Source organism: Kutzneria sp. NPDC051319, from assembly GCF_040682195.1.
In the GTDB taxonomy this organism is placed as follows: Bacteria; Actinomycetota; Actinomycetes; order Mycobacteriales; family Pseudonocardiaceae; genus Kutzneria.
Genome location: NZ_JBFBAM010000005.1, coordinates 24,929 through 39,775 on the forward strand (window position 1 = coordinate 24,929; position 14,847 = coordinate 39,775).

The following is a 14,847-nucleotide window of genomic DNA, read 5'->3' on the forward strand; positions in this document are numbered from 1 at the left end:
ATCCTTGCGTGCAACATTAACAAGCGTCTGCAACTATTGCGGAAGCTTGCTACCTGAGAGTCTACTGGGGAAGGACCCAGGGGAAGGATCATCAGTCATGCCCCTCGCCCTGCTCGCACTGGCGGTCAGCGCATTCGGCATCGGCACCACCGAGTTCGTCATCATGGGCCTGTTGCCGGAGGTCGCGGGCGACCTTCACGTCACGATCCCGACGGCGGGCCTGTTGATCTCCGGCTACGCCCTGGGTGTGGTCGTCGGCGGACCGCTGCTGACGGTGGCCGGCAACCGGCTGCCCCGCAAGAACCTGCTGGTCGGCCTGATGGTGCTGTTCATCGCCGGCAACCTGATCTCCGCGCTGGCCCACAGCTACGCCCTGCTGCTGACCGGCCGCGTGGTCGCGGCGCTGGCCCACGGCGCGTTCTTCGGCGTCGGGTCGGTGGTCGCGGCCGGCCTGGTCCCGGCGGCCAAGCAGGCCAGCGCCATCGCCCTGATGTTCACCGGCCTGACCGTGGCTAACGTGCTCGGCGTGCCCGGCGGCACCGCCCTGGGCCAGGCCTTCGGCTGGCGTTCCACGTTCTGGGCGGTCACGGCGCTGGGCGTGGTCGGCCTGCTCGGCGTCGCCTTCCTGGTGCCGAAGCAGCCGCTCGAACCGGGCCCCGGCCTGCGCGGCGAGCTGGCCGTGCTGAAACGCCCGCAGGTGCTGCTGGCGCTGGCGATGACCGCGCTGGGCTTCGGCGCCGTGTTCGCCGCCTTCACGTACATCGCGCCGATGATGACCCAGGTCGCGGGCTTCTCGAACGGCGCGGTGACCTGGCTGCTGGTGCTGTTCGGCGTCGGCCTGGTCGTCGGCAACCTGGTCGGCGGCACATTGGCCGACAAGAAGCTGATGCCCAGCCTGTACGTCACCCTCGCCGCCCTGGCCGCGATCCTGCTGGTGTTCGTGTTCACCGCGCACGCCCGGATCCCGGCCGCGATCACCCTGTTCCTGTTCGGCGCCATCGGCTTCGCCACGGTCCCCGGCTTCCAGACGCGCGTCATGCAGCAGGCCGACGGCGCGCCGGCGTTGGCGTCGACGGCCAACATCGCCGCCTTCAACCTCGGCAACGCGTTCGGGGCCTGGCTGGGCGGCCTGGCCATCGGCGCCGGCCTGGGCTACACGTCCCCGAGCTGGATCGGCGCGGCGCTGGCCTTCGCCGGCTTGGCCGTCGCCGTCGCCTCGGGCCTGCTGGAACGGCGTCAGCAGACGTGGGCGCCCTCGACCTCCAGCGGCACAACGGAACCCGCGGCGGCCGGGGTGACGTGCAGCGTGAGCAGTCCGTCGGCATAGACCGGGCGGACGTAGTCCCGCGTGTCCACGACCGTGTCGTCGGTGACGGTGCAGCCGACGCCGACGACACGGTCGACAGCGCTCAGCGCCACGAGATCCCGCACTGGTAGCGAGCCTCGCAAGGCGTCCTGCCCGGGAAATCGGAACGCTCGCCCGCCTTCACACGAAGCCACCGCGAAGTCCGCCGGGCCGTCCAGCTCGAAGGACACGGCGTGGTGCGGCGACGGCTCCCGCACCACGTGCGTGCACAGCAACGAAGCCGAGGGGGCCAGCCCCAGCGCGAAATGCTCGGCCTCGTGCCGATCACGGTGGCCGCCGTCGGCCGTGTACAGCGTCACCGCACGTCCACGAAGATCGGGTTCGAGTACGTCCACAGGTCGCTCCACGGATCGACGCCGCCGGCCGGATCCATCCGCGGCTCGATCGAGCCGTCGGCGTGGACGTTGCCGTCGGTGCCGCGAAGCCGCACGTAGAACGGGTCGCGCACATTGCGGAAGGTGTGCTGGAAGACGGCGACCGGCACGAATCCCCGCCGCGTCTCGAACGACTGCACCACCCGCGTGCTGGGCGTCGCGAAGGCGTCCCGGTCGGCCGCCGGACCGGTGACCATGCCCTGGATCAGGTCCATGCGGGCCAACTTGGGCACGCTTCCGCCGGCGTTGGGCCGCGTCGCCAGCCGGGCCACGACCAGCACGGTCACGTTGCCGCCACGCCGGACCGTGGTCCGGCCGCCCAGGGTCACCGGCCGGCCGCCCTCGTCGGAGAACACCGTCACCTCAAGGCCGGCCAGTAGCCCGCCCATCGCGACCCAGACCCGGCCGTTGCGGATGCCGTCCATGACCGCCCGGTAGCTGCGGTCCGTCGCGCCGACCACCGTCCGCGAGTACTGCCCGGGCCAGAAGTCGGCCCAGCTGTGCTTGGTTCCGCTGTCCACCGGGTCGAGGTGCTTGCCGGTGGCGTTGTAGTCGGCGTCGGGCGACGGGCTGGTCAGGGTGTCGCCGAAGTTGCGATGGGAGTCGGAATTCGACGTGATCCACCAGCCAGTGCCCTCGGCCAGCATGGAGTCCCACAGGCCGCCGAGCTTGGCCGTCATCCAGTCGAACCCGCCGTGCGTGCGGTACAGCTCCAGTGGATAGCCGGGCCAGGAGTCCACGCCGGGGCTGTTGGAGTAGCCGCCGCGGGCCGCGCCGTTGCCGCCCAGCGCAGCGGGCGTGCTGTCGGCCTGCGCGCCGGGGGAGCCTTCCATGCCGACGGCGATGTGCGGGGCGACATCGCGCCAGTTGCGCAGCTCGTGTGGGGACAGGCGGCCGTTGCGCGAAGGGTGGTTGGCCAGGAACAACGCCGAGTTGATCTTGCCAAGACGTACCTGCTGGTCCAGCCAGCGCAGACCCTGCACGGCGATCAGCTCGTTGGCCGGCGAGCTCGGGTTGGTGCCGTTGACGTTGCCGTCGAAGAGCCGCTCGAACGTCTGGAGCATCTCCGCTTCGTCACGCGAGCAGTCGAAGAACACCGTCGCGTGCTCGGCCGCCGGCGTGTTCCACTCCAGGCCCTGCCACAGCAGCAGCCCACGGTGCTTCTGGCGGGATTTCAGCACGTCGGCGTAGGTCTGCTGGACCGCGAACTTCTCGTGCGCGAGGTAGCCGTGGTCGGTGATCACCATCCAGTCCAGGCCGTTGCGCACGCCGCCGGCCACCTGCTGCTCCACGGTGTACATGGCGTCGTTGGAGTACTGGGTGTGGATGTGATGGTCGCCGGCCAGCCACTGGTAGCGGCCGGGGCTGTCCCATACCGGGCTGGCCGCCGCGGTGCCGGCGCCGAGCGCCCCCGCGCCGGCGACCGTCGCCCCGAGCAGGCCGGCGTTGCGCAGGAACCGTCGACGGCTCACGTCCACCGGGCGGAGCTCGCGCTCCGGAACCGACAGGTCGGCGTAGTCGGGCGTGGTGTCCCCGTGGTGATGGTGATGGTGGTGCACGGGCGGACGCTAAGAGCCCGAGATGGCCGCCGCGTGTCGACAGCCTGAACTCGGGGCGGTTCACCTGGAACGAACAGACTCGAAACATCCCCGACATGTGCGGAACCGGTGACGGTCCTAGGGTGGCCGACGTGGTGGAGGTCGGTCGGACCGGAGCTCGCTTCGGATCGTCGCGCAACCGCGAGCGGTGGGCGGACGTCGAACTGGACGTGGAGCAGCCGAAACTGGGGGAGCCCGCTCCCGAGGAGCCCGCCGTCGCCGAGCCCGAGCACGGCCGGCACGAGCTGGAGGCGGCGCCGGAGGTCGGGCGCACGGGCGCCCGCTTCGGCTCGTCGAGGGCCCGCTACCGCTGGCAGCGTGACGACGACGAGGAAGACGAGGTCGCGCTGACCCAGGCTCTGCCGGCCCCGACGAAACCGGCGCCGCCACCGCCGCCGACCTACGCGGAGGAGTTCTTCGGAAGCCTGCCGGAGGACGACCTCGACGACGACGAAGAGCCCAGCTCGTTGGTGCGCCCTTACGCGCGAACCGGCGGCCGGACCGAGGCCAGTCGCGAACTTCGGCTGGAAACACTGATCTCGGTCGAGCGCGCCGACGTAGTACTGGACATGGAACAGCGTCGCATCGTGGAGATCTGCGAGCGCACCCGCTCGGTGGCCGAAGTCGCGGCCGCCCTGCCGGCACCGCTGGGGGTCGCCCGTGTCCTGATCGACGACCTCATCGAGCTCGGCGTGTTAACGGTGCATACCGGAGACAGCCGCCCCGACGAGGCCCTTCTCGTCCGCGTGCTGGCCGGACTTCGCAGACTGTGACCCGTCGGTAACGCTTGACGGTCGTCAGGAAGGCGTGAAAAGTTCTCGCCTACTCCGCCGAACGGAGTCCCGATCGGCCTGCCATCCAGGCGGATGCCGAGGGCGAGGAAAGGGGGCGGCCACGTTCCGACTCGCCGACACCGGCCAGCAGCAGGAGCCCACCCCGCGACGGGTCGCCGATGACCTCGTCGCCACCCTCAGCTTAGCGGAGAAGATCGAACTCACTCAGCAGACCCAGCCGGCCCTGCCCCGGCTGGGCCTGCCGGCCGCGGACTTCACGATGCGGCCGGCCACCGAGGGCATCGAGTCGACCTTCCCGCTGCCGCTGGGCCTGGGCAGCAGCTGGGACCCCGACCTGGTGGCCCGGGTCGGGGCGGCCATGGCCGACGAGCTGCGGGCGGCCGGTGGCGGCGGAGTGCGGGAGATCCCGCTGGTCAACCCGTCCTACGACCCCCGGCACGCGCGTAACGAACGGGGTTTCGGCGAGGACCCGCTGCTGTGCTCCAAGCTCGGCGTGGTCTACGCGCTCGGCCTGCGCGGACCGGAGAAGGCGCACCCCAAGACCGTTCCGGTGGTGCGCCATGTGGACCAGCTGGACCGGTGCGCCATATCGCCGGGTTTCAACCTGCGGGTTTTCAACGAGTACGAGATGCCGGTGTTCCGGGCCGTGGTCGAGACCGGCGGCGCGGCCGGCATCGTGCTGTCCCAGCTGATGATGGAGGACTACCCGGCCCTGACGGCCCAGCTGTTGCAACTCGTGCTGCGCGGGTGGGGCGACGGCGAGACGACGATCTGGAGCGAGAAGCTGCCGGACCGCCCGCTCAGCTCCGGCGGCCAGGCCCTGGCGCTGCGGCTCGGCGCGGACGGGTTCATGGGCGGCGGGCGGACCGTGGAGGCGATCTTCGACGCGTGCCAGCGGGGCGAGGTCACCGAGGCGATGATCACCGCGGCGGCACGGCGGATGCTGATGATGCGCCTGCAGTTGCTGGCCATCAGCGCCGGCCCGGCGCACGTGGACCGCAAGGGCCATCAGGACCTGGTGCGGCGGGCGGCCCGCGAGTCGATCGTGTTGCTGCGCAACGACGGCCTGCTGCCGCTGCTGGTCGGTCCCGGTATGCGGCTGGCGGTCATCGGCCCGCACGGCGAGGGACTGGCCGACGAGCTGAGCCGCCGCGTCACCGCGCAGTACGTGAGCGGCTCCGACCGGGTCACAGTGTCCGGAGTGGACGGTGAGTTCGAGCTCACCGAGTGGCGGCACGGCCGGTTCACGCTGACCTCGCAGACCCGGACGATCGAGGCCTTCACCGACTCCGACGGGACCGTGACCGCGGACGGCGAGCCGCTGGAGTGGCAGCGGGTGTCGCACGGCATCGCCGACGCCGTGGCGCTGGCCCGCGAGGCCGACGTCGTCGTGCTGGCCATCGGCAGCAACCCCGCCCTGGACGACGGAAACCGTGACACGTTGGAACTTCCGCCGCAGCAGCACCAGCTGGTGCGGGCGGTGCGGGCCGCGAACCCGAACGTCGTGCTGGTCGTGCGCAGCGCCTATCCGTACGCGCTGCGCTGGGAGGACACCTACCTGCCGGCGATCCTGTGGAGCGCGCACCCGGCCGACGAGGCAACGGCCGACATTCTCTTCGGCGACCACGCCCCGTCCGGGCGGCTGCCGCAGACCTGGCACCGTACCGACGACGACCTGCCGCCGACCCTGGACTACGACCTGATCCAGGGCAGCGGCACGTACATGTACCAGGAGACGGAGCCGCTGTACCCCTTCGGCCACGGGCTGACGTACACGAGCTTCACCTACGAGGACATGGACCTGAGCTCGCGGGTGATCAACTCGCATGAATCCGTCACGGTGACGGTTCGGGTCCGCAACAACGGCTTCCGGGACTGCCACGAGGTCGTGCAGCTCTACACCCGCCAGCTCAACTCCCAGGTGCGGCAGCCGCGGAAGGTGTTGCGGGACTTCAGGAAGGTGCTGATCCCGGCCCGCGGCAGCCGCGCCGTCACCTTCCGACTACGGGCCGCCGACCTGTGTTTCTGGGACGTCACCCGGGACAAGTGGGTGGTGGAGACCGCGCTGCACGAGGTTTTTGTCGGCAGTTCCTCGGCCAAGGCCGCCGCCAGCGCCGTTCTCGACGTGCACGGCAAAACCCTGCCGCCCCGGATCCTGGCCGGCACCGCGCGCACGGCGCATTCCTACGACGAGTCGATGGGCCTGGCGCTGGTCGACATCTCCAGCGAGGCCGGACCCGTTGTGACAGCGGCAAAAGACGGCGCCTGGCTCGGGCTGCTGGGCTACGACCCGAGCGGCTGCCGGTCGTGGAGCCTCACGGCCTCCAACGCCGGCGACGACCCCGTGCCGGTCGAACTGCGCTGCGGCGCGCCGGACGGCCGGCTGCTCGGGACCGTGCTCGTGCCGCCGACGACCGACAGGCGCCGGTACGCGGTGGCCACCGGTTCGCTGATGCCGCTGGACGAGATCAGCGATCTGTTCGTGGTGTTCCCCGAGCAGGGCCCGTGGATCACCCGGATCGGCTTCGCCTGAGGGCCGAAACCCGAGGTCGCCGGCACATGGTGATCTGGTTCGATCGAGTCGGGGGCTGCTCAGATCGCCTCAGCCCACCTGGATCGACCGCTTGGCCAGGCCGTGCCAGAAGCCGTCGATCACCGTGCGCTGCGTGCCCAGCTCGTCCTGCGCTGCCCCCAACGTGACGAACAGCGGCGCGAAGTGCTCCGTGCGCGGATGGGCCAGCCGTCCGGCCGGAGACTTGTGCTCGAAGTCCAGCAACGAGTCCACATCACCGGCGTCGAGGGCCTGGTGGCCCCACTCGTCGAACTCCGAGGACCAGGCCGGCGTGTCGACGGATCGCATCGCGCTGAGGTTGTGGGTGAAGAAGCCGCTGCCGATGATCAGCACGCCCTCGTCACGCAGCGGCGCCAGCTTGCGGCCGACCTCCATCAGCTTCTCGGGGTCCAGCGTGGGCATGGACATCTGCAACACCGGCACGTCGGCTTCGGGGTACATCTCCACCAGCGGCACGTAGGCGCCGTGGTCGAGGCCGCGCTCGGGGGCGTCGTGCACCTGCTGACCGAGCAGCTGACGCACCCGGTCGGCCAGCTGCGGGGCGCCCGGGGCGGCGTACTGGACCTCGTAGTAGTGCTGCGGGAAGCCCCAGAAGTCGTAGACCAGCGGCACGGTGGTGGTGGCGGAGACGGTCAGCGGCGCCTCCTCCCAGTGCGCCGAGACCATCAGGATCGCCTTGGGCTTGGGCAGGTCCTTCGACCACGCGGCCAGCTGGCCGGTCCACAGCTTGTCGTCGGCCAGCGGCGGCGCGCCGTGGCTGAGGTACAGGGTCGGCAAACGCATGGGAACGACCTCCCACCTAGTTGAATATTCAACATGCTAGGCGAGAGGTCGTTCAAATTTCAAGTACCCGTAGTCGATCTACCAGGCGACGGGCACCTCGGTCACGCCGGACAGCACGGCGTTGGCCCGCCGCGGCACGTCCTCGACCGGGACCGTCAGCCGCAGCGCCGGGAGGCGGCGGAACAGGTGGGTGAAGGCGATCTCCAGCTCGGCCCGGGCCAGGTTCTGGCCGAGGCATTGGTGGATGCCGAAACCGAAGGCCAGGTGCTGGCGCATCGGGTTGGCCACGTCCAGCTCGTCGGAGTGCTCGCGGTCGGCGACGGCGCTGGCCACCAGCACACCCTCGCCGGCCTTGATCGTCACGCCGCCGAGCTCGATGTCCTCGGTGGCCACGCGGCCCAGCGCGCCGGCGATCGTCAGGTAGCGCAACAACTCCTCGACCGCTGCCGGCATCGCCGTCTCGTCGTCACGGATCTTGGCCAGCTGCTCGGGGTTGCTGAGCAGCAGCATCGTGCCCAGGGAGATCATGTTGGCCGTGGTGTCGTGGCCGGCGATCAGCATGACCATGCCCATCGTGGCCAGTTCCACGTGGTCCAGCTTGCCCTCGGCCAGCTGCTCGGCGATGAGGTCGTCGAGCAGCCCGTCGCCGGGATCGTCGATCTTCTTCTGCACCAGCTCGTGCAGGTACGTGAACAGGTTGTGGATGGCCGTGCCGTCGGCGTCGAGGCGGCGCCGGGACTGCTCCTCGAAGAACGTGTGGTCCTCGTAGGGCACGCCCAGCAGCTCGCAGATCACCATGGACGGCACGGGCAGCGCGAACGCCGCCATCAGGTCGGCCGGCGGGCCGGCGGCGATCATCGCGTCCAGCCGTTCGGTGACGATCCGCTCGATCTTCGGCTTGAGCGCGGTGATCTTTCGCACCGTGAACGACGAGATCAGCATCCGGCGCAGCCGGGTGTGCACCGGCGGGTCGTTGGAGACCAGTGTGGCCGTGAGGCCGGTCGGCCGGGACTGCGGCGGGATCGGGATCGGCGTCGGGAAGTTGGGCCGGCCGCGGTCGGACGACACGCGCGGGTCGGCCAGCAGCGCGCGGGCCTCGGCGTGCCCGGTGACCAGCCACGGCGTGCTGCCGTCGAACAGCCGCACCCGGGCCACCGGGCCGCGTTCGCGCAGCTCGGCCGCCCCGTCCGGCGGATCGAACGGGCAGGTCCTGGTCAGGCTGAGGTCCGGGATGGTGTCGGTCATGAGTGTTCCCCCACCATTGTAAGAAACGGATCGTATCTTCACTTCGAGGCTAGACTGCGATGCGAAGAAACGCAACGGATCTAATCGGGAGTCCCATGGCCGGCCTCAGACGACGCGGCGAGGAGCTGGAGGACGCGCTGCTCACCGCCGCGTGGGCCGAGCTGCTCGACGTCGGCTACCCCAGGATGACCATGGAGAACGTGGCCGCCCGGGCCGGCACCAGCAAGCCGGTGATCTACCGGCGCTGGCCGACCAAGGCCAAGCTGGTGATCGCCGCCCTCGCGCACAGCCTGCCGCTGGAGGAGGCCGACATCGACACCGGCACCCTGCGGGGCGACCTGATCGAGCTGGTCGGCCGGGGCATCAGGCGTTTCGGCCGCGTTCCCGGCGACACCATGCCCGGCCTCATCACCGAGACCTTCCGTGAGCCCGAGGTGTTCGAGGAACTCCGCGGCCGGCTGCGCACCGGCGAGGTCGTCGAGCTGATCCGGCCCCTGCTGGCCCGCGCCGTGGCCCGCGGCGAGCTACGCACCGACCAGTGCAGCGACCGTGTTCTGCGCGTCCCCTTCGACCTGCTGCGTAGCGAAACCCTGCTCTACGGCGTGATGATCGACGACGCCACCATCACCGCCATCGTCGACGACATCACGCTCCCCCTGTACCGCCTCCACTGCGGCTGACCCCCGCGAGTCCCGCCCAGCGTCACACCGAATTACGTTCCCGAGCAGATCGCGCCCAGCACGCGACGGGCGTTCACGGCCTCTTCGTCTTGCCGGCCAACGGTTCGCGCGCAGGTGACCAGCGTCTTCCACAGGGCCCAGCCGCGTCCGCGGGCCCAGGTCGGGTCGTCGATGGCCAGGTGTTCGCGGAACGCCCGCCGGCCGTCGGCGGTCAGCAGCGTCCAGGTGATGGCCAGGTCGCAGGACGGATCGCCGACGCCGCAGGTCCCGAAGTCGATGACCGCGGCCAGCTTTCCGTTGTCGAGCAGGAGGTTTCCCGGCGCGATGTCACCGTGGAACCAGACGTCCACCCCGTCCCAGGGGGTGTCCAGCGCCGCCTGCCAGATTTCGCGGGCCAGCTCGACGTCGATGTGTCCGTCCACTGTGGCCAGCGCCCGCCGGGCCTGCGCGTCGTAGGTGCGAAGGGTGGCGCCCCGGAACCAGTTGTGTTTTCCCGGCTGGGGACCGTCGGCGGCATCGATGCTCCGCAGGGCGGCCAGGAACCCGGCCAGGTCGAGGGCGAAGCCGACGGGATCGGAAATCCGGTCCGCGCTCGCGGGTCGGCCGGGCAGCCAGCGGTAGACCGACCACTCGAACGGATAGTCCGCGCCGGGCTCTCCCTTTGCCAGCGGGACGGGGATGGGGAGCGGCAGCCGGGGAGCGAGCGCCGGCAGCCAGCGGCGTTCCTTGCCGACCGCCAGCGCGTACTCCGAGGCGCTCGGCAGGCGCGCCACCATGTCCGCGCCGAGGTGGAAGGTGAAGTTGTCCCAACCGCTCTTGGCCACGGGCCGCACCGGAAGGCCGGCCCAGTGCGGGAACTGGTCGGCGACGAGCCGGCGCACCTGGTCGACGTCGACGGTCACGCGCCGGGGCAGGGGACCAAGGTCAGGTGTGCTGCTCATGGGCCCAGCATGCCCTCGGCGGACCCGTCGGATGTGCCGAAAACCGTATTTCGGTGTGACCCTGGGCGGGACTCGCGGGGGTTCAGGGGCGGGTCAGGGTGTCGATGATGGCTTCGCAGGTGTGGACCACGGTCTTGGCGGCGGTGGTCTGTGCGCGGCGCCAGACCGGGTTGGAGGCGTAGGCCTGCCAGCGGTCGAGCACGGCCATGGCGATGTGCAGCAGGTCCGCGCCGTCATCGCTGCCCAGGCGGTTGGCCGGGCTGGTGCCGGACAGGCCCAACAGCTGCTCCGCCTCGGTGGCGATCTCGCTGGGCAGTTCGATGCGACCGGTCTGCAACGCGGCCAACAGCCGCAGCTCACGGAAGTCCTGGGTGGTGACCTGGATCCGCTCGACCTCGGCGTGCAGGCCCCGGGCCTCGGGACGCGGTTCGGCCCGCAGCACGGTCTCGACGGCGACCAGGGCCGACCGCGCCTTGAGCACCGGAGCCCGCTCGGTGAAGTGTCGGCGGATGGACAGCCGCAGGTCGTTCAAACCGCTGCGCTGCACCAGTTCCGCGGCCAGTCGGCTGGGATCGCCGTAGCCGCGGCGGACCAGGGTCGTGCACAGGCGGATGCCGAACAGGCCGAGGCGCTCCAGCAAACCCTGACGCAGCACCACATCGTCCAGCGCCGGGTTCATGAACCGGTCGGTGGACAGGAGAAGCTCGTCCAACTCCTCACGGGGCAGCGCCGCCAGGGCGACCAGCGCGTCGAACTCGGCGTCGGTCAGCGTCCGTCCGGCGACGGCCAGAAGGCCGGCCACGGCAACGACATCCTGGCACAGCTGACCCAGCTCGGGCTCGGCCCGCAGCCGACGCGCGATCATCTTGGCCGAGGACATGGCGTCGACCCGGCCGCCGCCGAGCTCGTCGGCCCGCGCCAGCACGACGATCGTGTTGACGGGAATGGGATTTCCTTGCAGGGCCGAGCGGTCCTCGGCCCGGACGGGACCGGTCAGGTGCAGCACGGCGTCCACATCGGACGTGTGGCCCTCGATGAAGTCGTCCTCGTCCAACGCGTCCAGCAGCGTCGACTTGCCGGCCTTGGGTCGGCCGGTGACGCCGACCCGCAGCGGCTCGTCGAACAGCTGTCGTTGCTGCGTCAGGAAGTTCGTCGCCTTGGCGCTGCCGCGGTAGAGCCGCAGCGCCCACTCCAGCATGGCCCGGGTGTCCTCGGTGAGCAGTTCCTGGGTGATCATGACGTGATGGCCAGGGCCTGGGCGCGCTGCCGGAGCGCCACCAACGTGTTGATCTCCTCGGCGATGCTCTGGTTGCGCTGGTTGCGGGCCACGAGGTCGGCGTTGGCCAGGTCGCGGGCCCGCCGGATGGAATCGCTCAGCGCGTCCTGGAGCTGCTCGGCCTGCTCGGTGAAGTGCTCCCGCAGCCGCCGCTGCACCTGCCGCAGCGCGTCCCGGCTGTGCTTGCCGACCTGGAACACCAGCTCGTCGACATGGCGCTGCACGGCCGTCTTCGCCACCGCCTGGCGGCGTTTGAGCTGGGCGTCGCGCTCTTCCTTCAACGTCTTGGCGCCCATCACCGCGCCGGCGCCGACGGACACGAAGTTGACCAGCGGCATGCCCATCAGGCTGGTCAGCAGGCCGAACATCAGCATGCCGCTGTACGAGCCGCGCAGGCCGGTGATCACCTTGTTGGCGATGCCGGGCGGGGCCAGGTCGGGCGTGAGCAGGCCGCCCATCCGCTCCAGCACCCGGGCCGGATCGCGCAGCCCCAGATCGGGCAGCGTGCCGCGGCTCTCCTCGTCGAACTGCTCGGCGATGCGCTGGGACAGCCAGTGCGTGCGCTCCACCGTCCAGTCGTAGTTGCGCAGCACGGCATCGGTCAGCTTGTCGGCCAGCCAGTCGCAGAACTGGTCCCACGTCTTGGCCGGATCCGCCTTGTCGAAGGCCTGGTCGGTGTGCCGCAGGATGATCCGGGTCCGCTCGCGAAGATCATGGTCCACATCGGACATCAGGTCGGCCATGCCGTCCATGAGCATGTTCTGCCACCGCGACGACTGCCGGCGCAGCAGCTCGGCCGCCCGCTGCGCGTCCTCCAGCCCGGCCAGCGACGACGGGTCCTGAGTGGACAGCTCCGCCCGCAGCCCGAGCGACACCTGCTCGGTCACCGCGAGGATCGCCTCGGACGCCGACCGCCGGGCCAGCAGGCCGGCCTGCGCCTTGACGGTGTTCTCCAGATATCCCACCAGGGCGGGAAAACCGGATTCGGCGTTGACATTCTGGTCGCTCGTCCTGAGTGCGCGCTCACGCAGCACGGAGGACACCGCCACCAGCGGGATCGCCAGCCCGGCCTCGGCGATGAGCATCCGGTTGCGCTCAAGGTGCGAACGCCACCGCGGGCTCATGTCTGTTTTTGTCAGCACGCCCAACACGTTCGGGCAGATCGTGGTGGCGAAACGGAGGAACTGGAGCTCGGCCGGCGACAGCTCGGTCAGCGAGTCCGTCACGGCCAGCACCGCGTCGGCCTCGGCCAGCTCGGCCAGGGTGCGGCTGGTGTGCTCGGACCGTAAGCCGTCCACACCCGGCGTGTCCACGATGACCAGCCCGCCGGACAGCACGGCCCGGGGCACCCCGACCTCGGCCCGGACCACCTGGCCGCCGCTGATCTCCTCGGCCACCCGCTCGATCTCCACCGGCTCCAGCCGCTGCTGCCCGGGCCGCACCACGGCCGCCCAGGACTGGTCGGCGTGCCGGATGACCGCGGGCGCCGCGCTGGCCACGTCGTCGTGCACCGGGCAGACCGAGGTGCCCAACAGGGCGTTGACCAGCTGGCTCTTGCCCTGCTTGAGACCGCCGACCACGACGACCCGGATCGCCGGGTCGGCGAGTCTGCCCCGCAGGCGGCTGAGCCTGCTGGTCAGGTCGCGCCGGCGGCCGATGGCCGGCTGCCGGAGCGCCTCGTCGATCACATCGAGGGCCGTCATGGTCATCACCCGAGAGATTGTGTCCCCTTCGATCGGGTGACGCACACCAGGCCGGGCCCACGCTGAGGGAGCGGGCCCGGCCTGGAAGCGGTCAACCGGTTCTGGAGAAGGGGGAAAGGATCAGAAGCCGGTCAGGTGCGTGGCGTCGAGGTTGTGCGTCACGTTGTCGACGTGCACGCCGCCCAGGTCGATGTTGCCGATGCCGCCGATGTGGTTGGCGTCGCCGATGTTCAGGTCCTTGACCGTGGCGTCGACCGCGCCGGTGACGTGCTGCAGGGCCTGGTCGCCGTGCACCGAGGTGACGGTGTCCAGGGTGTGCGACACGTCGGCGATGTTGGCCGCGGCGTGGATCGGGTCGTTGGCGATGCTGGTCAGCGAGTGGATCGGGTCGTTCGCGATCTGGGTGACGTCGGTGATGTGCGACAGCGAGGTGACGGTCTTGGTCACGCCGTCGACGTCGACACCGTGCACCGCGGACGTCACGTGGCCCGAGGTGTCGGCGACGATCTTGCCGGCGATCGGCACGTTGCCCGCGACACCGGCGACGGTGTGCGAGGTGGTGTCGAGCGTCTTGGTCACGTCGACGTCGGAGGCGACGTGGGTGACGGTGCCGACCAGGTTCTCCACCGACGGCACGGCGGGCATGCCGTGCGAGGCCACGACCGGCACCTGGGAGGCCAGCTGCTGGACCTGGTCCAGGGAGCGGGCCGGGTTGGCCGCGGCGCCACGCAGGTCGCCGACCAGCGCGGTCGGGTCGCTCACGTCCGGCACGCCGGGCAGGCCCGGGATGCTCGGCACGAGGCCGGTCACGCCGTCCAGCGGCAGGTTCGGCAGGCTCGGGACGCCGGCCAGGCCGTCGACCGGGAGCTCACGGGCGACGCCGTCCAGGCCGGGGAGGCTGTTCAGGCCGACGGGCAGGCTGTCCAGACCCGGCAGCGAGTCCAGGCCGACCGGCAGGCTGTCGAGGCCCGGGAGGCTGTCCAGACCCGGCACGGGCAGGGCGTTGACCGGGAGCTCGCGGCCGAGGCCGTCGAGCGGGAGGGCCGGCACGGCCACGGGGACGACGGTGGTCAGGTGCTGCAGGGTGGCGATGGCGTCGGCGCCGGGCAGACCGGGGACGGCGCCGCCCAGCGTCTGCTCGAAGGCCTCGACCACGTTGGTCGGCGCCATGTCGAGCACGAGGGGCAGGATCTCGTGCACGTCGGCGGCGGTGATGTCGCCGAGGCCAGCGGACTGCAGGACACCCGTGGGGTCGGCGGCGAACAGCTCGCGGGCCGGGCCGTCGCTCAGCAGACCAAGGGTGAACTCGTGCAGCGTCTGGGCCATGGGGTGATGCTCCTGACTAGATCGGGGGACTTGACGGGGATGATCACGGTGTGGGCCGTGACGCTGAGGAACGCTAGGGGCTGGCGGCCCGTACGCCATCCGGGATCACTCCCAGTCCTGCCGGCCCGACCACTAGGGATCCGGCCGCGGCCCCGGCCTGGGGCACTAGGGAACCCCCTTCGTTACGGC

Annotated in this window: 12 protein-coding genes; 4 read left to right on the forward strand and 8 right to left on the reverse strand. The window is 70.6% G+C overall.

Annotation, left to right across the window (positions count from 1 at the left end):
* Positions 1–97: 97 nt before the first annotated feature.
* Complete coding sequence (locus AB0M73_RS06250; protein ID WP_363887546.1) at positions 98–1,327, forward strand: MFS transporter; 1,230 nt, start codon at positions 98–100, stop codon at positions 1,325–1,327.
* On the opposite strand, the gene AB0M73_RS06255 is transcribed toward AB0M73_RS06250, so the two are convergent.
* Both AB0M73_RS06255 and AB0M73_RS06260 read right to left on the reverse strand, forming a co-directional pair.
* On the reverse strand, positions 1,237–1,665 hold the full coding sequence (locus AB0M73_RS06255; RefSeq protein ID WP_363887548.1) for a hypothetical protein: 429 nt from the start codon (positions 1,663–1,665) through the stop codon (positions 1,237–1,239). The two genes, AB0M73_RS06250 and AB0M73_RS06255, sit on opposite strands and share 91 nt — an antisense overlap.
* Positions 1,662–3,299: a PHP domain-containing protein gene (locus AB0M73_RS06260; RefSeq protein WP_363887551.1), complete on the reverse strand. Its 1,638-nt coding sequence runs from the start codon at positions 3,297–3,299 to the stop codon at positions 1,662–1,664. The genes AB0M73_RS06255 and AB0M73_RS06260 overlap by 4 nt, the downstream gene beginning before the upstream one ends.
* Positions 3,300–3,421: 122 nt before the next feature.
* Here AB0M73_RS06260 and AB0M73_RS06265 point away from each other — a divergent pair, with 122 nt between their 5' ends.
* The gene (locus tag AB0M73_RS06265) at positions 3,422–4,111 is read left to right on the forward strand and encodes a DUF742 domain-containing protein (protein WP_363887554.1); all 690 of its coding nucleotides are present in this window, start codon (positions 3,422–3,424) and stop codon (positions 4,109–4,111) included.
* Positions 4,112–4,145: 34 nt separating this feature from the next.
* Positions 4,146–6,665, forward strand: coding sequence for a glycoside hydrolase family 3 C-terminal domain-containing protein (locus AB0M73_RS06270; RefSeq protein WP_363887557.1), 2,520 nt, complete (start codon positions 4,146–4,148; stop codon positions 6,663–6,665).
* 69 nt (positions 6,666–6,734) lie between these two features.
* Here AB0M73_RS06270 and AB0M73_RS06275 read toward each other — a convergent pair whose 3' ends face one another.
* Entirely contained in the window at positions 6,735–7,487 is a 753-nt protein-coding gene (locus AB0M73_RS06275) for a class III extradiol ring-cleavage dioxygenase (protein WP_363887559.1), read from the reverse strand.
* 78 nt (positions 7,488–7,565) lie between these two features.
* Positions 7,566–8,732: a cytochrome P450 gene (locus AB0M73_RS06280; protein ID WP_363887562.1), complete on the reverse strand. Its 1,167-nt coding sequence runs from the start codon at positions 8,730–8,732 to the stop codon at positions 7,566–7,568.
* Between the two features lie 95 nt (positions 8,733–8,827).
* Here AB0M73_RS06280 and AB0M73_RS06285 point away from each other — a divergent pair, with 95 nt between their 5' ends.
* On the forward strand, positions 8,828–9,412 hold the full coding sequence (locus AB0M73_RS06285; protein ID WP_363887565.1) for a TetR/AcrR family transcriptional regulator: 585 nt from the start codon (positions 8,828–8,830) through the stop codon (positions 9,410–9,412).
* A 32-nt stretch (positions 9,413–9,444) separates the two neighbouring features.
* Here the strand turns inward: AB0M73_RS06285 and AB0M73_RS06290 are convergent, their stop codons facing one another.
* From AB0M73_RS06290 to AB0M73_RS06305, 4 genes are all read right to left on the reverse strand, one after another.
* Positions 9,445–10,353: an aminoglycoside phosphotransferase family protein gene (locus AB0M73_RS06290; RefSeq protein WP_363887567.1), complete on the reverse strand. Its 909-nt coding sequence runs from the start codon at positions 10,351–10,353 to the stop codon at positions 9,445–9,447.
* An 82-nt stretch (positions 10,354–10,435) separates the two neighbouring features.
* The gene (locus AB0M73_RS06295) at positions 10,436–11,590 is read right to left on the reverse strand and encodes a hypothetical protein (protein ID WP_363887569.1); all 1,155 of its coding nucleotides are present in this window, start codon (positions 11,588–11,590) and stop codon (positions 10,436–10,438) included.
* On the reverse strand, positions 11,587–13,338 hold the full coding sequence (locus tag AB0M73_RS06300) for a dynamin family protein (RefSeq protein WP_043717425.1): 1,752 nt from the start codon (positions 13,336–13,338) through the stop codon (positions 11,587–11,589). The genes AB0M73_RS06295 and AB0M73_RS06300 overlap by 4 nt, the downstream gene beginning before the upstream one ends.
* Positions 13,339–13,452: 114 nt before the next feature.
* A complete protein-coding gene (locus AB0M73_RS06305; protein WP_363887572.1) occupies positions 13,453–14,658 on the reverse strand; it encodes an IniB N-terminal domain-containing protein in 1,206 nt (401 codons plus the stop codon).
* Between the last annotated feature and the right edge of the window lie 189 nt (positions 14,659–14,847).

What these genes read in the sequence shown, in the direction of transcription:
- AB0M73_RS06285 (WP_363887565.1), top strand. Translation starts at nt 8,828, where the DNA reads ATGGCCGGCCTCAGACGACGCGGCGAGGAGCTGGAGGACGCGCTGCTC.
- AB0M73_RS06295 (WP_363887569.1), bottom strand. Translation starts at nt 11,590, where the DNA reads ATGATCACCCAGGAACTGCTCACCGAGGACACCCGGGCCATGCTGGAG.
- AB0M73_RS06280 (WP_363887562.1), bottom strand. Translation starts at nt 8,732, where the DNA reads ATGACCGACACCATCCCGGACCTCAGCCTGACCAGGACCTGCCCGTTC.
- AB0M73_RS06305 (WP_363887572.1), bottom strand. Translation starts at nt 14,658, where the DNA reads ATGGCCCAGACGCTGCACGAGTTCACCCTTGGTCTGCTGAGCGACGGC.
- AB0M73_RS06290 (WP_363887567.1), bottom strand. Translation starts at nt 10,353, where the DNA reads ATGAGCAGCACACCTGACCTTGGTCCCCTGCCCCGGCGCGTGACCGTC.
- AB0M73_RS06275 (WP_363887559.1), bottom strand. Translation starts at nt 7,487, where the DNA reads ATGCGTTTGCCGACCCTGTACCTCAGCCACGGCGCGCCGCCGCTGGCC.
- AB0M73_RS06300 (WP_043717425.1), bottom strand. Translation starts at nt 13,338, where the DNA reads ATGACCATGACGGCCCTCGATGTGATCGACGAGGCGCTCCGGCAGCCG.
- AB0M73_RS06250 (WP_363887546.1), top strand. Translation starts at nt 98, where the DNA reads ATGCCCCTCGCCCTGCTCGCACTGGCGGTCAGCGCATTCGGCATCGGC.